Source organism: Mesorhizobium sp. M0761, assembly GCF_040320205.1.
Classification (GTDB): Bacteria; Pseudomonadota; Alphaproteobacteria; order Rhizobiales; family Rhizobiaceae; genus Mesorhizobium.
Genome location: NZ_JAMYPF010000015.1, coordinates 106231 through 131757, shown reverse-complemented (window position 1 = coordinate 131757; position 25527 = coordinate 106231). Strand labels below are relative to the sequence as shown.

Here is a 25527-nt window from a genome sequence, read left to right as displayed (position 1 = left end):
AGCGACGCGGCGCAGACCCAGCGTTGGCGCTCATTCTAGAACAGCTTTCGGTAGACGACGAACCCCGAGAGATCGCCGATCTTGTCGTAGAGCTTCATCGCCGTGTGGTTGGTTTCGTGTGTCAGCCAGTAGACGCGGCTGGAGCCTGCGGTTTGCGCCCTGGTATAGACGTCTTCGATCAGTGCCCGGCCGACGCCCTTGCCGCGCGACGCCTCATTGGTGAAGAGATCCTGCAGATAGCAGTTCGGCGAAATCGCCGTCGTGGTGCGGTGGTAGAGATAGTGGACAAGGCCGAGAAGCTTGCCTTCGCTCTCGGCGACCAGCGCATGCATCGGCTCATAGGCATCGAAGAAGCGCGACCATGTCATTGCAGTGATGTCACCGGGCAAGGCGGTCTCGCCCGAGCGGCCGTAAAACGCATTGTAGCCGTCCCACAGCGGCAGCCATTGCTCGTAATCCTCTCGGGTGACGGGGCGTACGGTGAACTGGCCTTGCATGGCTGAACCTTTGTCGTTGAAGCTGGGCGAGCAAACGGCCACCGGCACCGTCCGGCAATGGGCCAGTCCGAAGCAAAGCGTTCAACCTCTCATCAAGGCGGCGATAGGCGCTGCCTTGACGCCTACCGGCCCGGCAACTAGGGAATGGCATCATTTCAGCGCTTTCCGAGGCCGCCGTGACGTCAGACAGTCCAGTCCATATGCATCCCAGCCGCTCGTTCCAGGGGCTGATCCTGACCCTGCACAATTACTGGGCCGCCTATGGCTGCGTCATCCTGCAGCCTTACGACATGGAAGTCGGCGCCGGCACCTTCCATCCGGCCACCACGCTGCGCGCGCTCGGGCCCAAGGGCTGGAACGCCGCCTACGTCCAGCCCTCGCGCCGGCCCAAGGACGGCCGCTACGGCGAAAACCCCAACCGGCTGCAGCATTATTACCAGTACCAGGTGATCCTGAAGCCCAACCCGCCGAACCTGCAGGAACTCTATCTCGGCTCGCTCAAGGCAATCGGCGTCGATCCGTTGCTGCACGACATTCGCTTCGTCGAGGACGACTGGGCAAGCCCGACGCTTGGCGCCTGGGGGCTCGGCTGGGAGTGCTGGTGCGACGGGATGGAAGTGTCGCAGTTCACCTATTTCCAGCAGGTCTGCGGCATCGAATGCGCGCCGGTGGCGGGAGAACTGACCTACGGCCTGGAGCGGCTGGCCATGTATGTGCAGGGCGTCGACAATGTCTACGACCTCAACTTCAATGGCCGAGAAGGCGCCGAAAAAGTCACCTATGGCAATGTCTTCCTGCAGGCCGAGCAGGAATATTCCAGGCACAATTTCGAATATGCCAACACCGCCATGCTGCTCAGGCATTTCGAGGACGCCGAAGCCGAATGCAAGGCGCTGCTCGCGGCCGGCGCCCCGGCTTCGAACGACAATCTGCCGATGCACCGCATGGTCTTCCCGGCCTATGACCAGTGCATCAAGGCCAGCCACGTCTTCAACCTGCTCGACGCGCGCGGCGTGATTTCGGTGACCGAGCGGCAGAGCTACATCCTGCGGGTGCGCAATCTGGCGAAGGCCTGCGGCGAGGCATTTTTGCAGACCCAGGCCGGCGGGCTCGCCGCCTGAGGTTCACTTCATCATTTCGGGGGACATGTTGATTGGGGCCAACATCGGGCCAGTCGATCCGGCCATGGTCCGCATAGCCTGCCGTACGCCCGGCATTGAGAAGGCGCCATGCACTTGCGCGGCGAAACAGGCGCTGAGCGCGATGATCTGGAGGAGTCTCGATGCCGTTTTCATGGTCGTTCAGCCAATAGGTCCCTGCCTGAGCGTTGGTCGCTTCAGCGCTGCGTTTGGTTCATGGAAATCTTTGATCCAAGGACGGGCGGGCTGGTTGCGGCCCGACAGGGGCGGTCAAAATTTCTGGAAACAGCGGTCAGCCGAGTTGCTATGCCCTCTTACCTCCCCCTAGATGGGGGAGGTCGCCGCGAAGCGGCGGGTGGGGGTGACAGCGCGACGTTCCATGCCAAAACTCGATCGATTCAAGCTGCAGTCTGCGCAAAGGCTTCGCGCGGCGATGACCGACGAGGAACGCATCCTGTGGCGGCATCTGTGGCGCATTCCAGTAGAAGGCACTCATTTTCGCAGGCAGGCGTCGGTAGGCGTTTACTTCCCTGATTTCACCTCCCACCGGCTGAAGCTGATCATTGAGGTGGACGGTGTCCATCACAGCTTCGATGGCCAACAGCACCATGACGAACGTCGAACGAAATGGTTTGAGAGCCAGGGTTATCGAGTCATCCGCTTCTGGAACCATGAAATCAAAAACGAACTGGATTCCGTGCTCGATACGATCTATGCGGCGGTGGAAGAACGAAAATCACACCTGCGTTTGCGCGATGGTGCCGAAGGTATCGGCGGCTGAGAGGTCGCCACCCCACCCCGGCGCTGCGCGCCGACCCTCCCCATCGAGGGGAGGGTGGGAGCCTGACCATGCCTGACCTGCTTCTAGAACTCCGCTCGGAAGAGATTCCCGCCCAGCCGCGCAACCGCAGCGCCGGAGGCGCGAGGACGCGCAAACGGGAAGAAGGCATGCGGGTGGAGAAACTCTGATGCCGGATTTGTTGCTGGAATTTCGCTCCGAGGAAATACCGGCCCGGCTGCGCGCCCGCAGCGCCGGAGGCGCGAGGACGCGCAAACAGGAAGAAGGCATGCGGGTGGAGAAACTCTGATGCCTGATCTTTTGCTAGAACTTCGCTCCGAGGAAATCCCCGCCCGCATGCAGCGCAAGGCGGCGGGCGATCTCAGGAAGATGCTGACCGACGGTCTGGTCGAGGCGGGTCTGACCTATGACGCCGCGCGCGAATACTGGACGCCGCGGCGCCTGGCGCTCGATGTCAGGGGCCTGACCGCGCGCTCGAAGGACATCCACGAGGAGATCAAGGGGCCGTCGACGGCGGCGCCGGAACAGGCGGTGCAGGGTTTTCTGCGCAAGGCAGGCCTTGCCTCGGTTGGCGAGGCGCATGTCCATTCCGATCCGAAGAAGGGCGATTTCTACGTCGCCCATATTTCGAAGCCGGGCAGGGCGGCGGAAGAAATCGTCGCCGAACTGGTGCCGGCCATCATTCGCAGCTTCCCGTGGCCGACATCGATGCGCTGGGGGCCGGCTTCGGCCAAGCCCGGTTCGCTGCGCTGGGTGCGGCCGCTGCAGACGATCCTGTGCACCTTCGGCCCGGAGACCGAGGAGCCGGCGGTGGTCGATTTCGAGATCGATGGCATCCGCTCGGGCAATATCACCTATGGCCATCGTTTCATGGCGCCGGGTGAAATCACCGTGCGCCGCTTCGACGATTACGTGACCAAGCTGGAAGCGGCCAAGGTCGTGCTCGACGGCGACCGGCGCAAGGAGATCATCCTTGCCGACGCCCGCAACCTCGCCTTCGCCAACGGGCTCGATCTGGTCGAGGACGAAGGGCTGCTGGAGGAAGTGTCGGGCCTGGTCGAATGGCCGGTGGTGCTGATGGGCGAATTCGAGCAGGCCTTTCTTGCCATTCCGCCCGAGGTGGTCCGGCTGACCATCCGCGCCAACCAGAAATGCTTTGTCACCCGTCCGCAAGGCGACGGCGAAAACCTCTCCAACCGCTTCATCCTCACCGCCAACATCGAGGCCAAGGACGGCGGCAAGGAGATCGCGCACGGCAACGGCAAGGTGGTGCGTGCCCGCCTGTCGGACGCGCTGTATTTCTGGAAGACCGACCAGGGCGATCTGCCGGATCTGGAGCAGCTCGAGGCGTCGGCGAAGAAATTCGGGCTCGATCTGAAAAAGCCGCTCGACCAGCGCATGGCCCGCCTCGACCATCTCAACGTCACCTTCCACGCCAAGCTCGGCACGCAAGGCGAGCGGGTGCAGCGGATCAAGCGGCTGGCGGAGGAACTGGCGCCAACAGTGGCGCAGTCAATCTCCCCCCTTGAGGGGGAGATGGCCGGCAGGCCAGAGGGGGTCGCTTCGGCTGCCGCGACGCCGCCCGGTCTCTCGAAGAAAGAGGGAGTTGGCGCTCCACGCGAGACGACCCCCTCTGTCGCCTTCGGCGACATCTCCCCCTCAAGGGGGGAGATTACCGCGCTCGCCGGGCGTGCGTCGGTGCTCGCCAAGGCCGATCTTACGACCGAAGCAGTGGGCGAGTTTCCGGAACTGCAAGGCGCCATGGGGCGCAAATACGCGCTGCTGCAGGGCGAGCATCCGTCCGTGGCTGCGGCCATCGAGGAGCACTACAAGCCGCAAGGCCCGTCTGATCGCGTGCCGACCGATCCGGTGTCGATTGCCGTCGCGCTGGCCGATAAAATCGATACGCTGGTCGGTTTCTGGGCCATTGATGAAAAGCCGACGGGGTCTAAGGACCCTTACGCGCTGAGAAGGGCCGCACTGGGTGTAGTCAGGATATTGGTCGAGAATGGCATCAAGCTGGCAATGTTGAGTTTGCTAAGAGCTGCTCATACCGCCCAATACGACCGGCTGCACAGCCGCAAGCTAGTGGTAACGGAGATAGATCCGACGGACTTTGAATTGCCAGAGGACCATCCGGACACCCTTTGGGGGCAGTATGATTTTTCGGACGAAGGTCGGGAGATTTACCTAACAGACGGCTGTAACTATGCACGTTTTGAAAGCGGTCAGATCGCGGAGGTGTATACGTTTCGAGGCTCGTTAGAAGTTCTCTCCGACCTCATCGCCTTCTTCCACGACCGCCTGAAAGTCTATCTCCGCGACCAGGGCGCCCGCCACGATCTCATCGATGCGGTCATCACGCCGCAGTCGGATGACCTCCTGCAGATCGTGCGCCGCGTCGAAGCGCTCGGCTACTTCCTCGACACCGAGGACGGCAAGAACCTGCTCGCCGGCACCAAGCGCGCGGCCAACATTCTGGCTGCCGAGGAGAAGAAGAAAACGCGTGTCGCCGCGACTGTTGAGCCGGCGCTGTTTCGCGAGGAGGCCGAGAAATCGCTGTTTGCGGCGGTGAATCAGGCGGAGAGAGAAGCCGGCGAAGCGATTCAAAACGAAGACTTTTCCGCCGCCATGCTGGCGCTTAGCGTGTTGCGTGAACCGGTTGATTCATTCTTTGAACGCGTTCTCGTGAATGATGAGGACCAGGCCGTGCGCGCCAACCGCCTGGCGCTGCTGGCTCGCATCCGCACGGCCACCGATCAGGTCGCGGATTTTTCCAGAATAGCTGGCTAAGCGACGGACAAGCCCGAACACGGGCGGCGTTCACACGCCGCCCGTCTTGTTTTCAGTCCTCCCGAGGCTGACCCGTCAGTCCTCCAAAATGCTGACATGCACGCTGTCTGAATAGACGTCGACCTGGATCAGCGGCTCGCCATTGACGATGGCGTTCCGTGTCGAGGAGCTCATCGCGCCACCGCGCTTCAGCATGCGTTCCAGATACGCGCGATCATCGTTGCTGCGGAACCAGTCATCGCCCTGGTCGTCGGCATCGCGCCGGTGGAACTTGTGCCAGTTGGCACGGTCCTGCCGCACCATCTGTGCTGCGCTGCTCAGCCCATAGCCGTCGCTGGCATGGTGGTCGCGATCGGAAATGCGCGCGACGTAGGACCCTAGCTCGTCACCGGCCTGCGCGCCGCCGACAGCTATAGGTGACGCCAGCAACAGGCCGGCAATAGTCAAAGATTTCGTCATGTTCATGATAACCCCTCGCTCTCCTAGAACCCGGCGCGCTCATGCCAAACCCGATTGGCGAAATTGGGGCCGCCGCCGCCAAGCCGATCGTGCGCCGGGGCGTCGATCCGCGTCAAGCGGCATGGATCGGCCGACTGTCTTGGCCGACTGTTTTGGCTGAATGGCCTACTCGGCTTTGCCGACGCCCTCGATCAGCTGCTGCGGTGTTGCTGCCGGCTGCGGCGCTGCCGGTTGCGACTCGGGCTTGCCGTTCGATGCCGTTGCAGTTCCGGCTGGTGCGGTCTCTGCCGTCGGCTCAGTTGCCGGCGCCGCGGCGCTCGCCCTGGCCGGAGCCGGCGCGGCGAAGGCGCCGCCGACGATGCCGCCGCGAATGATCATCGGGTCCTGCCTAGGCTTTTCGGGGATCGCCGCGACCTTTTCATAAGTCACATCGGGCTGGGCATCGCCGAGTGCGACGATCGATGGCGACGAGGCGATCCTGACCGGTTCGGATCCGCCAACCTTGATGACCGATGGCGTCGAGGTCGAGACGCCGAGAAAGACGATCGACGAGGCGTGCGCCCCACCAGTCATCGCCGCCAGGGTGAAACCAAGCGCTCCAAGCACACGCATCGACATCGAAACCGTCCCCTTGCCCGACAAGCCGCCAGCCCTAACCGCAAATAGCCTTAACCCCAGTGGATTGATGCCGGCTTGCAGGGAAACGTAGCATTTTAGGCATTGATAATTCGCCAACGCCGGCTTGCCCGAAAACCACTGCCGTATTAGAGCAATTCCAGGAAAAGTGAGTAGCGGTTTTCCGTCCGGAATTGCGCAAAAACAAATACTTAGAGCGTTTCAGCGAACCGCTGAACCGCTCTAATGCATGTCGTTCAAAAGTGGCCCCGGTTTTGAGAGAACGACATGCATCAAAACAAAGACCTAAAGCGCGTCGCATGAATCCGGTTCAGCGCGACGCGCTTTAGGTCCGGCGCCTGTGAGGTGAAGCGAGTGGCTGAGATACTATCCGTCGGCGAAGCGATGGAGCGGGCGTTGGCGCTGCTCGAGGGCGGCGAAGTTGTCGCCATCCCGACGGAAACCGTCTACGGACTGGCCGGCGATGCCACCAATGGCGTTGGCGTCGCCCGCATCTTCGAAGCCAAGGGCCGGCCGCGCTTCAACCCGCTGATCGCCCATGTCGCCGATCTCGCGATGGCCGAGCGCATTGCGATCTTCGACCCGCTGTCGAAGCGGCTGGCCGAGGCGTTCTGGCCGGGGCCGCTGACGCTGGTGCTGCCGCTCCGACCCGGCAACGGCATCCATCCGCTGGTCACCGCCGGGCTCGATACGATCGCGCTCCGCATGCCGAGGGGCTTCGGCGGCGAGCTGATCGCCAGGCTCGGCCGGCCGCTGGCCGCGCCCAGCGCGAACTCTTCGGGCAAGATAAGCGCCACGACGGCGCAAGCCGTGGCGGCCGATCTCGGCGCCAAAATCCGGCTGGTGGTCGATGGCGGCGCCACCCCGGTCGGGCTGGAATCGACCATCGTCAAGGTCGAAGGCAACAGCGTGCGGCAGCTGAGGCCAGGCGGCATCGCCGCCGCCGATGTCGAGGCCGTCACCGGCATCAAGCTGCAGCGCGGCGCGACAGCCGGCATCGAGGCGCCCGGCATGCTGGCGTCGCATTATGCGCCGAGCGCATCGGTGCGGCTCGATGCACAGAGTGTGGCTGAAGGCGAGGCCTTGCTGGCCTTTGGTGGCGACCGCGCCGAAGGCTGGCAAGCGGCGGCCGCCTTGCGCAACCTGTCCGCATCGGGCGATTTGCGCGAAGCCGCAAGCAATCTGTTCGCGTATTTGCAGGAACTCGACCGCAGCGGCGCGGCGACGATCGCCGTCGAGCCGATCCCGGTCGAAGGGCTCGGCGAGGCGATCAACGATCGGCTGTTTCGTGCCGCTGCCCCCCGTGACAAGCTCGACTGAGCGCCATAGTTTGCGCCCATGAACGACGCACCCTTCGACCTCGACCCCGCTCTCATCGACCGCTTCGCGGCAATCGTCGGCGACAAATATGCGCTGCGCGACCAGGCCGATATTGCGCCGTATCTTACCGAGCGGCGCGGCCTATGGCACGGCAGGACCGCCTTGGTGCTGCGTCCCGGCAGCGTCGACGAGGTCAGCCGGATCATGCGCCTGGCGAGCGAGACGGGAACGCCGGTCGTGCCGCAAAGCGGCAACACCGGGCTGGTCGGCGCCCAGGTGCCGGATGCCTCCGGCCGCGAGATCGTGCTGTCGCTGTCGCGGCTGAACCGCATTCGCGAGATCGACGTCTTCTCCAACACGGTAACCGTCGAGGCCGGCGTCATCCTGCAGACGCTGCAGGAAGCCGCCGACGCCGCCGACCGGCTGTTTCCGCTGTCGCTTGCCGCGCAAGGGTCCTGCCAGATCGGCGGCAATCTCTCGTCCAATGCCGGCGGCACCGGCGTGCTTGCCTATGGCAATGCGCGCGAACTCTGCCTTGGTGTCGAAGTCGTGCTGCCGACCGGCGAGGTGTTCGACGATCTGCGCAAACTGAAGAAGGACAACACCGGCTACGATCTGAAGAACCTGTTCGTCGGCGCCGAAGGCACGCTCGGCATCATCACCGCGGCGGTGCTGAAACTGTTTCCCAAGCCCAAGGGGCGCGAAGTCGCCTTTGCCGGCCTGTCGTCGCCGGAAGCAGCGCTTGCGCTGTTCAGCCTGGCGATGGACCGGGCAGGGGCGGCACTCACCGCCTTCGAGCTGATCGGCCAGCGTCCTTATGATTTCACGCTGCGCCATGCGCAGGGCGTCACGCGGCCGCTGGCGCAGGATTGGCCATGGTATGTGTTGATGCAGGTGTCGTCGGGCCGTTTGGCCGAGGACGCCAGGGGGCTGATCGAAGAAGTGCTGTCGGCAGGCCTCGAACAAGGCATCGTCGGCGACGCGGTGATCGCGGCCAGCCTGGCGCAGGGCGACGCGTTCTGGAACTTCCGCGAGGTGCTGCCGGATTCGCAAAAGCCCGAAGGTGCTTCGATCAAGCATGATATTTCGGTGCCGGTGGCATCCATCCCGGCGTTTATCGAAAAGGCGGCCGGTGCAGTGGCTTCGGTCAGTCCGCAGGCGCGCGTGGTCTGCTTCGGTCATATGGGCGACGGCAATCTGCACTACAACATCTCCCGGCCGGAGGGCGGTGACGACGAAGCGTTTCTCGGCCTCTACCACGCCATGAACCATGCCGTGCACGATGTCGTGCGCTCCTTCCACGGTTCGATCTCGGCCGAGCATGGCATCGGCCAGTTGAAGCGCGACGAACTGATCGCCACCGCGCCGCCAATGGCGATCGAACTGATGCGCCGGGTGAAGGCCGTCTTCGATCCGGCCGGCATCATGAATCCCGGTAAGGTTATCTGATCCTTTCAACATTTTGTGGCTGGTCTCATTCCGATAACCATCGCCTGAGATCAGCAAAATTTAACTGACTTTCTTAAGCCGGGCGGCAGAAGCTCGCGCTAATGTTTCACACAACGAGGCCGGGAAAACCGGCCCGGAGAGACCCGCAAAACGGCTCTCAGGAGAAACACAGGAAGGCAGCAGATGAACAGTGTATTGAAGCCCGTCTGGGCCGGGCGCAACATGCGCCTCGACCCATTCCGCCTGCCGCAAGTGGTGAGCTATGCCACGCGCGACGACTATGGCGACGTTACCTTCACCATCGACCAGCGCGGCGCCGTCATCCGCCGCACGCTCGAGATGAGCGGCGTGCCGGCGATCATCGCGCTGCCCGCCAACGCGTTTCGCGGCGTCGCCGCCCGCGCGATGGAGGATGCGCAAGGCAATGTCACGGTAACCCTCGAACTCCTGCACAACGACCCGATGCTGTCGGTGCCGCTGCTGGTGGCCGACGATCTCGACGACGTCGCCGCCGACTGGCGCGCCTGGGCCGATGCTTACCGGCTGCAGATGCTGCTGATCGAATCCGACGGCATTGCCCGCACGCTTGAGGAATCGCTCGGCGCCGCCATCAAGGCGCTGCCGGCAAAGGATCGCCGCAAGGGCCGGGTCTCGACCACGCGCCGCCCGCGCTTCCTCGCCCGCCGCAGGGCCGGCAATCTCGGGCTGAGACTGGTGATCGACGGCCAGGAGATTATTTCGAGAGAATAGAGCGCTCTTCTCCTTCCCCCCCTTGTGGGGGAAGGTGGATTGCCGCGAAGCGGCAAGACGGATGAGGGGTGTTCCAGGGAACGCCAACGCCTCACTCCGCTGGAGCACCCCTCATCCGTCTCGGCGCTGCGCGTCGATCCACCTTCTCCCACAAGGGGAGAAGGAAGAGGGAGCCTACACCAGCGGCTTCAGCGCCACCCACAGCGCACCGCCGATCAGGCCGAGGAAGATCAGCCAGCCGACCTGGTTGTTCGATTTGAACAGCCGCAGGCATTGATCGGGATCGTTGATATCCAGAACCGCTATCTGCCGCGCCATATGCGCGCCGGCGGCGATCAGCCCGGCCAGCGCCACCACAGGCGCCTGCGCCGAGGCGAAGGCGATGGCGAAGCAGACCAGCGTGCCGCCATAAAGCCCGACCAGCCAGGTCTTGGTGTTGTCGCCGAACAGCCGCGCCGTCGAGCGCACGCCGACGATGGCGTCGTCTTCCTTGTCCTGATGTGCATAGATGGTGTCGTAGCCGATCACCCACAGGATCGAGCCGATATAGAGCATGATGGCCGGGCCATCGAGATCGCCGAACTCGACCGCCCAGCCCATTAACGCACCCCAGGAGAAGGCGAGCCCGAGCACCAATTGCGGCCAGTTGGTGAAGCGCTTCATGAAGGGATAGACGGCAACGATGACCAGCGAGACGATGCCGAGCGGAATGGCGAAGTCGTTGAACTGCAGCAGCACGACGAGGCCCAGCAAGGCCTGGATGACCAGGAACGCCCAGGCCTGGCGGCGCGTCACCTTGCCGGCCGGCAATGGCCGCGAGCGCGTGCGCTCGACCTTGTTGTCGATGTCCTGGTCGACAATATCGTTATAGGTGCAGCCGGCGCCGCGCATGGCGACGGCGCCGACGAAGAACAGGAACAGGAACCATGGCGACGGGAGCAATGTGAGCAGCGGGTCGCTTGCGCGCGGATAGGCGCTGGCCGCTAGCGCTGCCGACCACCAGCAGGGCCACAGCAGCAATTGCCAGCCGATCGGCCGGTCCCAGCGCGCAAGCTGCGCGTAAGGCCACAGCCAGCGCGGCAATATCTTGTAGACCCAATGGCCGCTCGGCGCGTCGGCGACGCGGCCCTGTGCGGCTTTCGACTGGATGGTTTCCATCGTGCTGGAGTGGCAGCAGCGGCGTGCGCCGTCAAGCGGCCGCATTGTCGCTCAGGCGGTGAAAATATCGTGGCTGCCAAACCATTCCTTCGCCACCTCCGTGAAGGCCAGCGCCGCCTTCGACAGCCTTTGCCTTGTGTCATGGGTGAGGATGATGCGCTGCATCGGCAGCGGATCGGACAGCGGCTTGCAGACCAGCGGCAGCCCGTCATAACTCCTGTCGCCATAAGGCCTGGTGTAGCTCACCGCGACGCCGAAGCCGTTGGCGACCATGCTGCGCTGCAGTTCGAACGAACTCGCCGTCGATTGCGAGACCGGCGACAGGCCGCGGCTGAGGAACAGGTCCAGCATATGCTGCCAGCTGTGCGGCTGGTCGGTGGTGATCAAGGGATGGGTCGCCAGCTCCGCCAGGCTGACGCTCGCCTGGCTGGCCAGCGCATGGCCCTGCGGCAGAAGCGCGTGCGGCCGCAGCTCGTGCAGCAGGATGCGGGCGAAGTGCGAGGGCAAGCCGAGATCGTAGGTCAGGCCGAGATCTATTGCCGCATCGCCGAGCCGCCGGCCCAGCGTCTCGAAGGTCTCGTCGCGCACGACTACGGTGACCGCCGGACAGCGCTGCGAAAAAGCGCGGATCAGCGCCGGCGCGAAATAGGGCGCCAGATCCTCGAAGCAGCCGAGCACAAGTTCGCCCCCGACATCGGCGTCGCGCGTCCCGAGCCCAACCAGTTCGTCCGCTTCGGCCAGCACCTGCTTTGCCTTCGCCACCGCGCTGCGGCCGAACGAAGTCAGCGCGATGCCGCTGCCGCGCTGGCGCACGAACAATTTCTGGCCGAGCGTCGCTTCGACATTGTCGATCGCCACCGAGATCGACGGCTGTGAGACGTTCAGCATCCGCGCGGCCGCGGTGACGCTGCCATGCCGTGCGACGGCGACGAGGTAACGCAGCTGGGTGAGGGTCAGATTCATAGTCTAAAACTATAAGAGAGATGAGAAGTTATTATTTTACGCGATGTGCGGCGGCTGCGATAGTCGGTCATCGAAACAGGGAAGACATGAGATGGCCGCCAGACATATCGATGCCGCAGCGATTGCCGATTACCAGCGCGACGGCGCGGTCTGCATACGCGGCGCTTTCAAAGACTGGGTCGGCACCATCGCCGCCGGCATCGAGCGCAACATGCAAAACCGCAGCGCCGCGGCGTCGGACATCGCCAACGGCAAAGGCAGCTTCTTCGACGATTACTGCAACTGGGAGCGCATTCCCGAATTCTTCGACGTGGTGCGCAATTCGCCCGCCGCCGAACTGGCCGCAGCCGCGATGCAGTCGCGCAGCGCGCAGTTCTTCCACGACCATGTGCTGGTCAAGGAGCCGGGCACCCAGAAGCCGACGCCCTGGCACCAGGACATTCCGTACTATTTCGTCGACGGCACTCAGACAGTCAGCTTCTGGATCCCGATCGATCCGGTCAAGGAGGCGACGCTGCGGCTGATCGCCGGCTCGCACAAATGGGACAAGATGGTGCTGCCGGTGCGCTGGCTTAACGATGATAATTTCTATGCCGGCGAGGGCAACTATCGGCCGGTGCCCGATCCCGACAACGACCCGTCGCTGAAGGTGCTCGAATGGGAGATGGAGCCGGGCGACGCCATCCTGTTCGACTTCCGCACCGCGCACGGCGCGCGCGGCAATCTTACCTCGGCGCGGCGCCGGGCGCTGTCGTTACGCTGGGTCGGCGACGACGCGCGCTACGTCGAGCGCCCCGGCCGTACCTCGCCGCCCTATCCCGGCCATGACATGAAGCCCGGCCAGAAACTGCGCGAGGACTGGTTTCCAGTGGTCTTCCAGAGCTGAGCCGCGAGAGCCGCGCTTCTGCTTCGGCTTGCCGGTGCGTGCGACGTTGCCGTGCGCAACCGGCAAGCAGCGGACCAAAAGTCTTGACCCGCGCCGCGCAGCGCAATAGCGCAGTCCCTGTCGTGAAATGACAAGGGACATCGGCATGCGCGTTTTGTTGATCGGCTCCGGCGGCCGCGAACATGCCTTGGCCTGGAAGATCGCGGCCTCGCCGCTTTTGACCAAGCTCTATGCCGCGCCCGGCAATCCGGGCGTCGCCCGCGAGGCCGAACTGGTCAAGCTCAACATTAGCGACCATGCCGCTGTCGCAACCTTCTGCAAGGACAATGCGATCGACCTAGTCGTCGTCGGGCCGGAAGGGCCGCTGGTCGCCGGCATTGCCGACGATCTGCGCGGCGAGGGCATCCGCGTCTTCGGCCCGTCGAAGCGGGCAGCGCGGCTCGAAGGCTCGAAAGGTTTTACCAAGGACCTTTGCGCCAAATACGGCATCCCGACTGCCGCCTATGGCCGCTTCACCGATCTTGCCTCGGCGAAAGCCTATGTCGAAAAGGTCGGCGCGCCGATCGTCATCAAGGCCGACGGGCTTGCCGCCGGCAAGGGCGTCACCATCGCCATGACGCTGGACGAGGCGCGCGCCGCCCTCGATGCTTGTTTCGACGGCGCATTCGGTGACGCCGGCGCTGAGGTAGTAGTCGAGGAATTCATGACCGGCGAGGAGGCGAGTTTCTTCTGCCTGTGCGACGGCACGACCGCACTTCCCTTTGGCACCGCGCAGGACCACAAGCGCGTCGGCGATGGCGATACCGGCCCCAACACCGGCGGCATGGGCGCCTATTCGCCGGCGCCGGTGATGAGCCCCGAAATGGTCGAGCGCACCATGCGCGAGATCGTCGAGCCGACCATGCGCGGCATGGCCGAGCTTGGCGCGCCGTTCGCCGGTATTCTGTTTGCCGGGCTGATGATCACCGACAAGGGGCCGAAGCTGATCGAATACAACACCCGCTTGGGCGATCCCGAGTGTCAGGTGCTGATGATGCGGCTGAAGGACGATCTGCTGGTGCTGCTCAACGCCGCCGTCGACGGCCAGTTGGCGCACAGTTCGATCCGCTGGCGCGACGATGCCGCGCTGACCGTGGTGATGGCGGCACAGGGCTATCCCGGGACGCCGGAAAAAGGCTCGGTCATTCGGGGTCTCGACGAAGCCGCTGGCGAAGGCGTTGAGATTTTCCATGCCGGCACTGCCATCAATGGCGGCGCGCTGGTCGCCAATGGCGGCCGCGTGCTCAACGTCACGGCATCAGGCAAGACGGTGGGCGAAGCGCAAAGCCGCGCTTACGCCGCGCTCGACCGTATCGACTGGCCGCAAGGCTTCTGCCGCCGCGACATAGGCTGGCAGGCGGTGGCGCGGGAAAAGGCCAGCGCCGCCACATAAGCCTCAGCGCTCGCGAACCAGTTCCGTCGAAGCGGTGCTGACCGGGTCGGCGGCCTGCGAGAAGGCGGCCTCGAGCAGAGCCTCCGAACGATACGTGGTCCGCTTCCAGGCGACATACTCGGCAATGCCGAAGCGCGCGCGGCGCGGCACCGTCTTGACCACCGGCATGCGGAAGGCGGCGCGGAATGTCTGCCAGCGCGCGCCGAGCACCGCCACCATTTCCTCGACCGTCGGTGGCGTCGCCACATCGGCGTATGTGATGGTGACTTTGCCGGCGAGCCCGGCCGCGCGCGACACCGGCACCGGTATCGAGGCGAGGTAGTCGGGCGGCACGTCGATCAGGCCGCCGAAGGGCCATTGCTGGCGCAGTGCCGCCGCGTCCATCGGCGCGACGTTGACGTCGATATCGTTGGGCGTGCCGGCGACGCGGTAGGGGCAGCGCAGGCGCCCGCAATTGGCCTGCGCCGAGAACTGCCACAGCGCATAGCCCTGCCAGTTGCCCATCGGAAAATGCACGTCGATGTCGGGCTTGTAGCGCGCATACCAGAGCGGCAGCCGCGACAGCAGACGGTATTGGTAGCGGTTGTCGGCGATGTACTGGGCGGTCTTGCCGTTGGTGTAGAGGATCGGGAAACGGCCGAGCCGCCGGTGCACCTGGCGCACGAATTCCTCGGCATCCTCGAGCGACATCCATTGCGAGGGGTCGTTGCCTTCGAGATCGAGGGCGAGCAGATCGTCAGGGGCTGGCTCGGCGAAATCGATGAAACTGTTGGCCTGCTCGAGCGGATTGCCGGGGCGGGCAAGATGATACGCGCCCCATTTCAGGCCGAGCGCCTTGGCCACCACCTTGCGCGTCTGAAACAGCTCGCGCGTCACCGCAAAGCGTTTCCACAATGTCTTGCAGAGTTTGACCGTAGGCTCGTCGCCGTAGCAGAAATAGGGCGGCGGCAGCCCGTCGGAGGCCTTGTTGATGAAGCCGACAATGCGCTTGTCGGTTGCAAGCTGCGCCCAGTCGATGGAATTGTATTCATAGGCGTCGACCACCAGCGCGCGGTCGCCATCCCGCCAAGGCTCGGAAAAGTCCGAGGCTGTAGCCGCTGACGTCAGCGCCATCATCGCCGCGAGAGCGATCGCTGAGCGGCGAAGAAGATGCGCCGGCGTTTTCAAACAGGGGATCCCCGCTGACCAAACACCGATGGTGGACCGGTATGGTTAAGGAAGTGCTTTCGGGCAGGAGTCCTGTCGCTCTCGCGACTTCTTCATTCTATGGCGGAGCAAGGAGCGAAGCGACGCGGCGCGGACCATAGTATGCATTCCGCGACTTCGAAGCGTTGCCACGGCGCGGAATTCTGCACCGTTGCGCCCCTGGCGCGAGGTCGCGACATGGTACTCGGCGTCCGCTACGCTCCCGCTCCACCCGTGGACGACGGAGTTCGATGAAAATCCGCGTGACAAAGTTTGACGTTTACGTAAAAAGAACGCCGGAGGCCGCCCATAGGCGGATGGTTTTGCATCGGCCCGGGTCCTAGGATCGAGCGATCGGAGCAGCGGAGGAGAAGCGGCATGTACAAGGCCCCGGTCGACGACATTTCGTTCACGCTCAAGCATGTCGCCGGGCTCAAGCCGGCACTCGACAGCGGCGCGTTCGGGGACCTCGGCGAAGACCTTGTCGACGCCATCCTGGCCGAGGCCGGCCGCTTCGCCAGCGAGGAGGTGGCGCCGCTCTACAAGATCGGCGACCAGCACGGCGCGGTGCTGAAGGATGCAGCCGTGACCATGCCGCCCGGTTGGAAGGCGCTTTACCGCAGCTGGATCGACGGTGGCTGGAACGCGCTGCCGGGGCCGGAAGAATTTGGTGGCCAGGGCCTGCCGACCATGCTCGGCGTTGCCGCGCTCGAGATGTGGAACTCCGCCGCCATGGCCTTCGGCATCGGCCCGACGCTGACCATGGGCGCCGTCGAGGCGCTGGACAAGCATTCCTCCGAAGCGCTGAAGGCAAAGTATCTGGCAAAGCTCGTCTCCGGCGAGTGGATGGGGACGATGAACCTGACCGAGTCGCAGGCCGGTTCCGATCTCGCCGCCTTGCGCACCCGCGCCGAGCCTGCCGGCGACGGCACCTACCGCATCTTCGGCCAGAAGATCTTCATCACCTATGGCGAGCATGATTTCACCGACAACATCATCCATCTGGTGCTGGCGCGGCTGCCGGATGCGCCGGCCGGCACGCGCGGCATTTCGTTGTTTTTGGTGCCGAAATTCCTGGTCAATGATGACGGCTCGCTCGGCGCCCGCAACGACGTCTTCTGTTCGGGCCTCGAGCACAAGCTCGGCATCCATGCCTCGCCGACCTGCACCATGATCTATGGCGACGGGTTCCAGGGTGCTGCGCCCGGCGCCATCGGTTGGCTGATCGGCGAGGAGAACAAGGGGCTCGCCTGCATGTTCACCATGATGAACAACGCGAGGCTTTGCGTCGGCATGCAGGGCGTGGCAGTGGCCGAAGCCGCGACGCAGAAGGCGATCGCCTATGCCAATGAGCGCCGCCAGGGCAAGGCATCGGACTTTTCAGGCGCCGGGATGGCGCCGATCGTCCATCACCCCGACGTGCAGCGCAATCTCTTGACCATGAAGGCTTTGACCCAGATCGCCCGCGCCATCAGCTATTCCTGCGCCCATGCCATCGACCTCGCGCGAGTCTCGCCCGGCGATCAGGCCGCGCATTGGCGCGACCGCGCCAATCTGCTGACGCCGCTGGCCAAGGCCTTTTCCACCGATATCGGCGTCGATGTCGCATCGCTCGGCGTCCAGGTCCACGGCGGCATGGGCTTCATCGAGGAGACGGGCGCGGCCGCGCTCTATCGCGACGCCCGCATTGCGCCGATCTATGAAGGCACCAACGGCATCCAGGCGATCGACCTTGTAGCCCGCAAATTGCCGCTTGGCGGCGGCGAGCATGTGCATGGCTATATCGCCGAACTGAAGGCCATCGCCGACGAGGTGCGGACCTCGAACCTGCAGGGCTTCGGCCGCACCGCCGAAGCGCTTGACCAGGCGTTCGACGATCTCACCGAGGCGACGCGCTTCCTGCAGAAACTGCTAGCCGACGGCCGTCTGGACGAAGCTCAGGCCGGTGCGACACCCTATCTCAGGCTGATCTCGCTTGCTGCCGGCGGCGCCTATCTGGCGCGCGGCGGACTTGCCGAGCAAAGCCGCATCGCCCTTTGCCGCTTCTTCGCCGAAAACCTGCTCGGCGAAGTCAGCGCCTTGAAGGAACGCGTCATCGATGGCGCCGAGAGCCTCGCTACCGCCGGCAAGGCGCTGATAACGGCCTGAATACCAGAGCGCTCACCAGGGAAGAATGACCGTGACAGACCATATTCTCGTCGAGCGCCAGGGCGCCATCCAGATCATCCGCATGAACCGTCCCGACAAGAAGAACGCACTGACGCGCGCCATGTACGCGACAATGTCCAAGGCGCTGGCCGATGGCGATGCCGACCCGGCGGTTCGCGTCCATGTCTTCCTCGGTGTGCCTGGCGCCTTCTCTTCCGGCAACGATCTCGCCGATTTCCTGGTCATCGCCACCGGCGGTGAGGGCGGCAACGAGGTCTGGGACTTCCTGATGGCGCTGGCCAAAACGGAGAAGCCGATGGTCTCCGGCGTCGACGGGATTGCGGTCGGCATCGGCACCACGCTCAATTTGCATTGCGACCTGACTTTCGCCACGCCGCGCGCGGTGTTCCGCACACCCTTCGTCGACCTCGGCCTGGTGCCGGAGGCGGGCTCCAGCCTGCTGGCCCCGCTCATCCTCGGCAGGCAGGGCGCCTTCGCCTTGCTTGGCCTCGGCGAAGGTTTTTCCGCCGAGCGCGCCAAGGCCGCCGGCCTGATCTATGAGGTGGTCGAGGAGGACCGGCTAGAAGCCGCGGTACGCGCAGCGGCCGGCGAGATCGCCGCCAAGCCTCCGCAGGCGCTGAAGATCGCCCGTGACCTGATGCGCGCGCCACGCGACGAGCTTGTCGCCCGCATCAAGGTGGAGAGCGAGCATTTCTCCGAGCGGCTGAAGTCCGACGAAGCGCGCGCCGCGTTGACCGCCTTCATGACCAGGAAGAAGGCCTGAACCTCTCCTCAGGGATAAAGCCGTGTCTTGTCCCAGCCGCCTCCGGCGTTGCGCGAAAAGACCAGCCGATCGTGCAGCCGGAATGGCCGATCGTGCCAGAACTCGATCGCCTGCGGCACGATGCGGAAGCCCGACCAGTGCTTTGGCCGCGGGATTTCGCCCATAGGGTAGCGCGCCGTGTATTCGGCCACCGCCTTCTCCAGGGCAAAGCGGCTTTCCAGCGGCCGCGACTGTTTCGAGGCCCATGCGCCGATCCGGCTGCCGCGCGGCCGCGTCGCGTAATAGGCATCCGCCTCGGCGTCGCTGACGATCTCCACCGGTCCGCGTATGCGCACCTGGCGGCGCAACGATTTCCAGTGGAAGCACATCGCCGCCTTCATGCTGCCAAGAATCTCGCGGCCCTTGGCGCTCTCGAAATTCGTGTAGAAGACAAAGCCGCCCTCGTCGAACCCCTTGAGCAGCACCATCCGCACATCCGGCATGCCGTCGGCATCGACGGTTGCAAGTGCTACGCCGTTGGCGTCGTTGATTTCGCTTTTCTTGGCGTCCTCCAGCCACTCGGCAAAGAGCCGGAACGGCTCGGCGGCTTCGGTAAAGTCACTACTTGTTAACTCAGTGTCACTCATAGTTTTTCTCAAATCGTCTCGAGCTTCAGGAGGTTGCCGATTGTCGCGTATCGCGCAAGCTTTTGACAGCGGGCAATGGAGCGTTATCGCTTCGGCCAGTTCGAAAGCCGTGATCGTGATTATCGCACTGCCGCTTGCCGCCTGCGGCGCCGGCGGCTTCAGCCTGGAAAAGGCCGAGGTCGATCGTTCCATCGTCACCTCAAGCGCGCCGGCCAGGGTGACATCGACGGACGCCGACAGCGCTTCCGACCAGACCACGATCGGCAATGCGGTGTCTTCGGCCGACATCGAGGAGCTTCGCGGCCAGGCCGTGCCGTGGGCGAATGCCGACACCGGCTCGCGGGGCTCCATCACCGAACTCGCCGAAGTGCAGGACAACGGCCAAGACTGCCGCAGCTTTACCGCCTCTCGCGAAAGCTTCGACGGCGTCGCTTTGTTCAAGGGGCAATTGTGCATCGTCGCGGCCGGCGGCTGGCACATGCAGGACTTCAAACCGCTCTGAGTTTTCGAGGTTTGCGGGCGCTGCAATTTCAACCCTCGATAAGCCTGTGCGCCACTGGAATTTCTTCCTATGGGAGCGCATATAAGGGCCAACGTGGATTTAACTCATTTTCCAGGGCAGGACGCATGCGCGACCCCTATGAGGTGCTGGGCGTTGCCAAGAACGCATCGGCCAAGGACATAAAATCGGCCTACCGCAAGCTCGCCAAGAAGTATCATCCGGACCAGAATCCGAATGATCCCAAGGCCAAGGACCGTTTTGCCGCCGCCAATCAGGCCTATGAGGTCGTCGGCGACGAGAAGAACCGTGCGGCCTTCGACCGCGGCGAGATCGACGCCGACGGCAGGCCGAAATTCCAGGGCTTCGAGGGCGCAGCCGGCGGCGGCGATCCGTTCGGTGGCTTCCGCCGCCAGCAGGGCGCCGGCGGCTCGCGCTTCGAATTCCGATCGGGGCGTCCGGGCGGCGATCCGTTCGACGGCAACAGCGACATTTTCAGCCAGATCTTCGGCGACGCCTTTTCCGGCGCGCGCGGCGCCGGAACAGGCGACCGCCGCCAGCAGGCGACCGCCGCCGATCTGAACGTCACGCTCGACGTCACCATCGAGGAGATAGCGACCGCCGAAAAGGTGACGGCGATGTTCCCCGACGGCCGCAAGATCGCGGTCAAGCTGCCGGTCTATGTCGAGGATGGCCAGACCATCCGGCTGAAGGGCCAGGGCGAGCAGGGGCCGGGACAGCCGGGCGATGCGCTGGTCAAGATCCGTATCCGCAGGCACCCGCGCTACCGCATCGAGGGCCGTGACTTGCATGCCGATCTGGAGGTAGCGTTGGCCGACGCGGTGCTGGGCGCCAAGGTGCCGGTCGACACGCCGACCGGCAGGCTGGCGGTCAACATTCCGGCCTGGTCGAGTTCCGATAAGGTGCTGCGCCTGAAGGGCAGGGGCTTGCCGGAAAAGGCCGGCGGCCATGGCGATCTCTACGCCCATGTCCGCATCATGCTGCCGGAAGGCGGCGACAGCGAACTCGAAGCGCTGATGCGCAGCCGCAAAGGCTGACGCGGCTCGACTTCGCTGGCTAACTGCCGGGCGCCACTTCCTCCATCCGCCGGATGGTTTCGCCGAAGCGGCGCAGCGCCTGCCGTACCGGGACATGCGGGCTCTCGATCTCCAGCAGGATCATCGTCTCGCTGCCGAGGAAGGCGGCGCTGACCAGGCTGGTCACTTCGGCGGCGGAGAATGGACCGAGGCCGCCGAACCGCCGCTCCGCCTCTTGCGCCAGTCCGTCCAGCAGTTCGAACCAGCCGCGCAGGTCGCGGCGCACCGCCTTGGCGATTTCGGGGCTCGACAGGCTTGCCGCGATCATCTCGTGCAGGATCCGGACATAGCCGGACGCCAGATCATCGTCGAGGAAATCGCAAGCGCGTTCCCAGCGCTGCCACAGCGGCATCGGTGCCGCAAAAGTCTCCGCCTGGCGTTTCAGCAGGCCCTCGTTCAGATGGTCGAGCAGGGCCAGGAACAGCCGTTCCTTGGAGCCGAAATGGTAATGGATCTGGCTGAGCGGAACGCCGGCGATCTCGGCAACGCGGCGCGTCGACAGATCGGCGTAGCCGCCTCGATGGAGGCATAACTCGGCAGCCGAAATCAGTTCGGCGCGCGTGTCGCGCTTTTGCTTGTTCTGCGGCGGGGTAACGGCTTGGGCAGCGTCCGTCATGCGGCGTGGCTGCCGCTGTTAGCGGTGCAATCTGGGCGGATCATAGCTTCTCCTGTCCGGGGCTGGACGTCCCTCCACTCTATCTCGGTCGAGCGACCGATCAAGTTGACTCGTCAGAAAATTTATGGTTTTTTGACGCTGAATTCGGTCGACCGACCGAATCCTGATGCTTGCATGGAGGGGCAGTCATGGCGGGCGTAATCACCCTTATCTACGGCGTTGCCGCATACCTGATTTTTCTCGGTTCGTTTCTCTATGCGGTCGGTTTCGTCGGCAACATGGTCGTGCCGAAATCGATCGATTCCGGAGTCGCTGGAAGTCCCGTCGAAGCCGTCATCGTCAATGCACTGCTGCTCGGCCTTTTCGCCGCCCAGCACAGCATCATGGCGCGGCCGGTTTTCAAGCGCTGGTGGACACGGATTGTCCCGCACGCGGCCGAACGCAGCACCTATGTGCTTTTGGCCAGCCTCATCCTGCTGCTGCTCTACTGGCAATGGCGGCCGATTCCCGGTCTCGTCTGGACGGTCGAGAACCCGGTCTGGGTCGCCGTCATCCATGGCGTGTTCTGGCTCGGCTGGGCGGTATTGTTGACCAGCACCTTTCTGATCAACCATTTCGAACTGTTCGGCTTGCGCCAGGTTCTCGCCGCTTTGCGCAAGAGCGAACCGGCGCCGCCCGTGTTCAGGACGCCGCTGTTCTACAAATGGGTCCGGCACCCACTCTATGTCGGCTTTCTCCTGGCCTTCTGGGCGACGCCGTCGATGACATGGGGCCATCTTCTGTTCGCGGCGGGCAGCACCGGCTACATCCTGCTCGGCATCTTCCTCGAGGAACGCGATCTCGTCGCGATGTTTGGCGATCAGTACCGCCTCTACCGCAAGCAGGTGGGAATGCTCATTCCCTGGCGCAAAATGGCTGGATAGGGCCGATGCGTTGCCGACCAGCCGATTCGGCTGGTCGGCCGGGCCTGGGCCATCAAGGCGCGCTGGCCGCAGTGAGGCGTTCAAATCTCACAACAACGTTATTATCCCCCATTCGTTGTCACGCCGAGTGTCTGAATTGAACGCGCGCCCCGTCTGCGCTTGATGCGCCTTTCTGCCTGTGCGATAGGCACTCCAAAGCAGAAAATCTTTCGGAGAGCGCTGACATGGCGGGTGGACAGGGCCTTATGGCCGGCAAGCGCGGCCTTATACTGGGCGTCGCCAACAACAGATCGATTGCCTACGGCATCGCCAAGGCCTGCGTCGACCATGGCGCCGAGATCGCGCTGACCTATCAGGGCGAGGCGTTCAAGAAGCGCGTCGAGCCGCTGGCTGCGGAATTGGGCGCCTTTGTCGCCGGTCATTGCGATGTCACTGATCCGGCGAGCCTCGACGAGGTGTTTGCCAATGTCGCCAAGCATTGGGGCGGCAAGCTCGACTTCCTCGTCCATGCCATCGCCTTTTCCGACAAGGACGAGCTGACCGGACGCTATGTCGAGACGACGCGCGACAATTTCCTGCGCACCATGGACATTTCGGTCTATTCCTTCACCACCATCGCCAAGCGCGCCGAAGCGTTGATGACCGATGGCGGCTCGCTGCTGACGCTGACCTATTACGGCGCCGAAAAGGTCATGCCGCATTACAACGTCATGGGTGTCGCCAAGGCCGCGCTCGAAGCCAGCGTGCGCTATCTCGCCGTCGACCTCGGCGGCAAGAAGATCCGCGTCAACGCTATCTCGGCCGGGCCGATCAAGACCTTGGCTGCTTCGGGCATCGGCGACTTCCGCTACATCCTCAAGTGGAACGAATACAATTCGCCGCTGAAGCAGACCGTCACCCAGGAAGAAGTCGGCGATTCCGCCGTCTATTTCCTGTCGGACCTGTCGCGTGGCGTCACCGGCGAGGTGCACCATGTCGATTCCGGCTATCACGTCGTCGGCATGAAGGCGGTCGACGCGCCGGATATTTCGACCGTCAAGGAATAGTTCTGCCGCGGTTTCCGCCCGCCTGTCCTGATTTCCGGAAGACCTGATGGTTCCGCTCGTCTACATCGTGCGCCATGGCCAGACGCAGTGGAATGCCGAGTCGCGGCTGCAGGGCCAGGCCGACACCGATCTCAACGCGCTCGGCCGCGAGCAGGCGACCCGCAATGGACGGCGGCTGGCCGAACTGATCCAGAATCCTGAGGATTTCGACTTTGTCGCCAGCCCGATGAAGCGGACGCGCGAGACGATGCAGCGGCTGCGCTTGGCGATGCAGCTCGATCCCGATGCCTACCGCACCGACCCGCGTCTGGTCGAGGTGCACTTTGGCGACTGGCAGGGCTTTACCTATGCCGAACTCGACGCGCGAATGCCGGGCTCGGCGAAGGCGCGACGACGCAACAAATGGAATTTCCAGCCGCCGGGCGAGGGCGCCGAAAGCTACCAGATGCTGCTCGAACGGGTGAAGCCGTGGTTCGAGGCGCTCGACCGCCAGACGGTCTGCGTCACGCATGGTGGCGTCGTGCGGACTCTGTTTCGGATGGTCGAAGGTGTTTCCGAACATGAAGCGGCAAACCTGGAAGTGCGGCAGGACCGGGTGCTCAGGCTGCAGGACGGGCGTCTGGATTGGCTTTAGGTTCGAGCAGATAAAAACAGGACGACCGTCCTGTTTATCCGGGCAGGGCTCCGCCGAGCGGCAAGACCCTGTTCGGCGTCGGTGTTACTCGGTGTCGGGCAGTTCCATGTCGGTGACGACGTTCTCGCCATTCGTCACGTCATAGGCAATGACGATATCCATGCCCGGCTTTAGCGAATCGAGATCGGTCTCGGCGTTGAGCTTGAAGGACTTGCCGTCCTCCAGCGTCAGCGTCAGCGCGTCCTTGTCGACCTTCTTGATCAGGCCTTCGGTCTGGCCGGCATAGGCGGCGGTGGAAATCAGCAACATGGCGGCAGCAGCGCCAATCAGGGTACGCATCGTCGTCCTCTTTGTCATTGCGCCTGCACGGATGGCGGCGAGCTTTCAACGGGCGGATGGAAGAGAGCAGAAACCAACCGAATGTGTCAAAACTAAAACCGCCGGATCACAGTTTGACCGCTGTGGAAAACGCCAATAGAACGCACCCTTGATCCGGCTCCGCTGCCGGGCAGGGCTAAAATTCATGTCTCACAACACGTTCGGCCATCTCTTCCGCGTCACCACCTGGGGCGAAAGCCATGGCCCGTCGCTCGGCTGTGTCGTCGACGGCTGCCCGCCCGGCATCCGCTTCACACGGGCCGAAATCCAGGCCGAACTCGACAAGCGCCGTCCCGGCCAGTCGCGTTTTGTGACCCAGCGCCGCGAGCCGGACGAGGTGAACGTGCTATCCGGCTTCATCCTCGACGAGGACGGCGAGACGATGATCACCACCGGCACGCCCGTCTCGATGCTGATCGAGAATGTCGACCAGCGCTCCAAGGACTATGGCGAGATCGCCCGCCAGTACCGGCCCGGCCACGCCGACTACACCTATGACGTCAAATACGGCCTGCGCGACCATCGCGGCGGCGGCCGCTCCTCGGCCCGCGAGACGGCCGCGCGCGTGGCCGCCGGCGCGCTCGCCCGTAAGGTGGTGCCCGGCATGGTGGTGCGCGGCGCGCTGGTGTCTATGGGCGAGAAATCGATCGACCGCGCCAACTGGAACTGGAATTTCATCGGTGACGCCGAAAACCCGTTCTTCACCCCCGATCCGGCCTCCGTTCCGGTCTTCACCAGCTATCTCGACGGCATCCGCAAATCCGGCTCCTCGGTCGGCGCGGTTATCGAGATCGTCGCCGACGGCGTGCCCGCCGGACTTGGCGCGCCGATCTACGCCAAGCTCGACCAGGACATCGCGTCCGGCCTGATGTCGATCAACGCCGTCAAGGGCGTCGAGATCGGCAACGGTTTCGAAGCCGCCCGCATCACCGGCGAACAGAATGCCGACGAGATGCGCATCGGCAATGACGGCAAGCCGGTCTTCTTGTCCAACAATGCCGGCGGCATTCTGGGCGGCATCTCGACCGGCCAGGCGATCGTCGCCCGCTTCGCCGTCAAGCCGACCTCGTCGATCCTGACGCCGCGCAAATCCATCGACAAGGACGGCAACGACGTCGACGTCATGACCAAGGGCCGCCACGACCCCTGCGTCGGCATCCGCGCCGTGCCGATCGGCGAAGCCATGGTTGCCTGCGCCATCGCCGACCATTATCTGCGGCACCGGGGACAGACAGGCCGGGGATTAGGCAGTAGGGATTAGGCAATAAGCCAGCCCGTACTTCCTTCCCTAACTCCTACTGCCCAACCCC

The 25527-nt window shown here is 63.9% G+C and carries 25 protein-coding genes; 16 read left to right on the top strand and 9 right to left on the bottom strand.

What is annotated here, in order from left to right; translation table 11 throughout:
• Window positions 1–35: 35 nt before the first annotated feature.
• A complete protein-coding gene (locus NKI32_RS22810) occupies window positions 36–497 on the bottom strand; it encodes a GNAT family N-acetyltransferase (RefSeq protein WP_023687114.1) in 462 nt (153 codons plus the stop codon).
• Window positions 498–697: 200 nt separating this feature from the next.
• Between NKI32_RS22810 and NKI32_RS22805 the strand changes: the two genes are divergently transcribed.
• The 3 genes from NKI32_RS22805 (at window position 698) to glyS (ending at window position 5228) form a co-directional block, all read left to right on the top strand.
• Complete coding sequence (locus tag NKI32_RS22805; protein ID WP_023696573.1) at window positions 698–1618, top strand: glycine--tRNA ligase subunit alpha; 921 nt, start codon at window positions 698–700, stop codon at window positions 1616–1618.
• A 397-nt stretch (window positions 1619–2015) separates the two neighbouring features.
• Entirely contained in the window at window positions 2016–2417 is a 402-nt protein-coding gene (locus NKI32_RS22800; protein WP_353003696.1) for an endonuclease domain-containing protein, read from the top strand.
• A 306-nt stretch (window positions 2418–2723) separates the two neighbouring features.
• Window positions 2724–5228 carry a glycine--tRNA ligase subunit beta gene (gene glyS / locus NKI32_RS22795; RefSeq protein ID WP_353003694.1) on the top strand — a complete coding sequence of 835 codons (2505 nt, stop codon included), beginning with the start codon at window positions 2724–2726 and terminating at the stop codon, window positions 5226–5228.
• Window positions 5229–5303: 75 nt separating this feature from the next.
• Here the strand turns inward: glyS and NKI32_RS22790 are convergent, their stop codons facing one another.
• Window positions 5304–5687 (bottom strand): hypothetical protein, encoded by a 384-nt coding sequence (locus tag NKI32_RS22790; RefSeq protein ID WP_352512920.1) that lies wholly within the window; start codon window positions 5685–5687, stop codon window positions 5304–5306.
• A gap of 165 nt (window positions 5688–5852) precedes the next feature.
• Window positions 5853–6305: a hypothetical protein gene (locus tag NKI32_RS22785; RefSeq protein ID WP_352512919.1), complete on the bottom strand. Its 453-nt coding sequence runs from the start codon at window positions 6303–6305 to the stop codon at window positions 5853–5855.
• 372 nt (window positions 6306–6677) lie between these two features.
• On the opposite strand from NKI32_RS22785, the gene NKI32_RS22780 reads away from it, so the two are divergent.
• From NKI32_RS22780 to NKI32_RS22770, 3 genes are all read left to right on the top strand, one after another.
• Complete coding sequence (locus NKI32_RS22780) at window positions 6678–7643, top strand: L-threonylcarbamoyladenylate synthase (protein WP_353003691.1); 966 nt, start codon at window positions 6678–6680, stop codon at window positions 7641–7643.
• 18 nt (window positions 7644–7661) lie between these two features.
• On the top strand, window positions 7662–9092 hold the full coding sequence (locus tag NKI32_RS22775) for an FAD-binding oxidoreductase (protein ID WP_353003688.1): 1431 nt from the start codon (window positions 7662–7664) through the stop codon (window positions 9090–9092).
• 183 nt (window positions 9093–9275) lie between these two features.
• Window positions 9276–9842: a DUF6101 family protein gene (locus tag NKI32_RS22770; protein ID WP_023668457.1), complete on the top strand. Its 567-nt coding sequence runs from the start codon at window positions 9276–9278 to the stop codon at window positions 9840–9842.
• A gap of 174 nt (window positions 9843–10016) precedes the next feature.
• On the opposite strand, the gene ubiA is transcribed toward NKI32_RS22770, so the two are convergent.
• Window positions 10017–11000 (bottom strand): 4-hydroxybenzoate octaprenyltransferase, encoded by a 984-nt coding sequence (gene ubiA, locus NKI32_RS22765; protein ID WP_353003709.1) that lies wholly within the window; start codon window positions 10998–11000, stop codon window positions 10017–10019.
• A gap of 51 nt (window positions 11001–11051) precedes the next feature.
• On the bottom strand, window positions 11052–11963 hold the full coding sequence (locus NKI32_RS22760) for a LysR family transcriptional regulator (RefSeq protein WP_353003686.1): 912 nt from the start codon (window positions 11961–11963) through the stop codon (window positions 11052–11054).
• A gap of 91 nt (window positions 11964–12054) precedes the next feature.
• On the opposite strand from NKI32_RS22760, the gene NKI32_RS22755 reads away from it, so the two are divergent.
• Both NKI32_RS22755 and purD read left to right on the top strand, forming a co-directional pair.
• A complete protein-coding gene (locus NKI32_RS22755; RefSeq protein ID WP_353003684.1) occupies window positions 12055–12849 on the top strand; it encodes a phytanoyl-CoA dioxygenase family protein in 795 nt (264 codons plus the stop codon).
• A gap of 145 nt (window positions 12850–12994) precedes the next feature.
• The gene (gene purD / locus NKI32_RS22750) at window positions 12995–14281 is read left to right on the top strand and encodes a phosphoribosylamine--glycine ligase (RefSeq protein ID WP_353003682.1); all 1287 of its coding nucleotides are present in this window, start codon (window positions 12995–12997) and stop codon (window positions 14279–14281) included.
• A gap of 3 nt (window positions 14282–14284) precedes the next feature.
• On the opposite strand, the gene NKI32_RS22745 is transcribed toward purD, so the two are convergent.
• Window positions 14285–15397 (bottom strand): glycoside hydrolase family 25 protein, encoded by a 1113-nt coding sequence (locus tag NKI32_RS22745; RefSeq protein WP_023723281.1) that lies wholly within the window; start codon window positions 15395–15397, stop codon window positions 14285–14287.
• Window positions 15398–15844: 447 nt separating this feature from the next.
• Here NKI32_RS22745 and NKI32_RS22740 point away from each other — a divergent pair, with 447 nt between their 5' ends.
• Together NKI32_RS22740 and NKI32_RS22735 are read left to right on the top strand one after the other, a co-directional pair.
• Entirely contained in the window at window positions 15845–17614 is a 1770-nt protein-coding gene (locus NKI32_RS22740) for an acyl-CoA dehydrogenase family protein (protein ID WP_353003679.1), read from the top strand.
• A 31-nt stretch (window positions 17615–17645) separates the two neighbouring features.
• Window positions 17646–18398: a crotonase/enoyl-CoA hydratase family protein gene (locus NKI32_RS22735; RefSeq protein WP_353003677.1), complete on the top strand. Its 753-nt coding sequence runs from the start codon at window positions 17646–17648 to the stop codon at window positions 18396–18398.
• Window positions 18399–18406: 8 nt separating this feature from the next.
• Here the strand turns inward: NKI32_RS22735 and pdxH are convergent, their stop codons facing one another.
• Entirely contained in the window at window positions 18407–19036 is a 630-nt protein-coding gene (gene pdxH, locus NKI32_RS22730) for a pyridoxamine 5'-phosphate oxidase (RefSeq protein WP_353003674.1), read from the bottom strand.
• Between the two features lie 28 nt (window positions 19037–19064).
• On the opposite strand from pdxH, the gene NKI32_RS22725 reads away from it, so the two are divergent.
• Entirely contained in the window at window positions 19065–19526 is a 462-nt protein-coding gene (locus tag NKI32_RS22725; protein WP_023731327.1) for an RT0821/Lpp0805 family surface protein, read from the top strand.
• A 125-nt stretch (window positions 19527–19651) separates the two neighbouring features.
• Window positions 19652–20581 carry a DnaJ C-terminal domain-containing protein gene (locus NKI32_RS22720; RefSeq protein ID WP_353003672.1) on the top strand — a complete coding sequence of 310 codons (930 nt, stop codon included), beginning with the start codon at window positions 19652–19654 and terminating at the stop codon, window positions 20579–20581.
• Window positions 20582–20600: 19 nt separating this feature from the next.
• Here the strand turns inward: NKI32_RS22720 and NKI32_RS22715 are convergent, their stop codons facing one another.
• A complete protein-coding gene (locus NKI32_RS22715) occupies window positions 20601–21236 on the bottom strand; it encodes a TetR/AcrR family transcriptional regulator (protein ID WP_023685402.1) in 636 nt (211 codons plus the stop codon).
• Between the two features lie 188 nt (window positions 21237–21424).
• On the opposite strand from NKI32_RS22715, the gene mddA reads away from it, so the two are divergent.
• From mddA to NKI32_RS22700, 3 genes are all read left to right on the top strand, one after another.
• A complete protein-coding gene (gene mddA, locus NKI32_RS22710) occupies window positions 21425–22159 on the top strand; it encodes a methanethiol S-methyltransferase (protein WP_023834474.1) in 735 nt (244 codons plus the stop codon).
• Between the two features lie 224 nt (window positions 22160–22383).
• The gene (gene fabI, locus NKI32_RS22705; RefSeq protein WP_023727494.1) at window positions 22384–23205 is read left to right on the top strand and encodes an enoyl-ACP reductase FabI; all 822 of its coding nucleotides are present in this window, start codon (window positions 22384–22386) and stop codon (window positions 23203–23205) included.
• Between the two features lie 46 nt (window positions 23206–23251).
• Entirely contained in the window at window positions 23252–23839 is a 588-nt protein-coding gene (locus NKI32_RS22700) for a histidine phosphatase family protein (protein WP_023685404.1), read from the top strand.
• An 84-nt stretch (window positions 23840–23923) separates the two neighbouring features.
• Here NKI32_RS22700 and NKI32_RS22695 read toward each other — a convergent pair whose 3' ends face one another.
• The gene (locus NKI32_RS22695) at window positions 23924–24178 is read right to left on the bottom strand and encodes a DUF1344 domain-containing protein (RefSeq protein WP_023685405.1); all 255 of its coding nucleotides are present in this window, start codon (window positions 24176–24178) and stop codon (window positions 23924–23926) included.
• A gap of 184 nt (window positions 24179–24362) precedes the next feature.
• Here NKI32_RS22695 and aroC point away from each other — a divergent pair, with 184 nt between their 5' ends.
• Window positions 24363–25478, top strand: coding sequence for a chorismate synthase (gene aroC / locus NKI32_RS22690; RefSeq protein WP_023685406.1), 1116 nt, complete (start codon window positions 24363–24365; stop codon window positions 25476–25478).
• Window positions 25479–25527 lie beyond the last annotated feature (49 nt).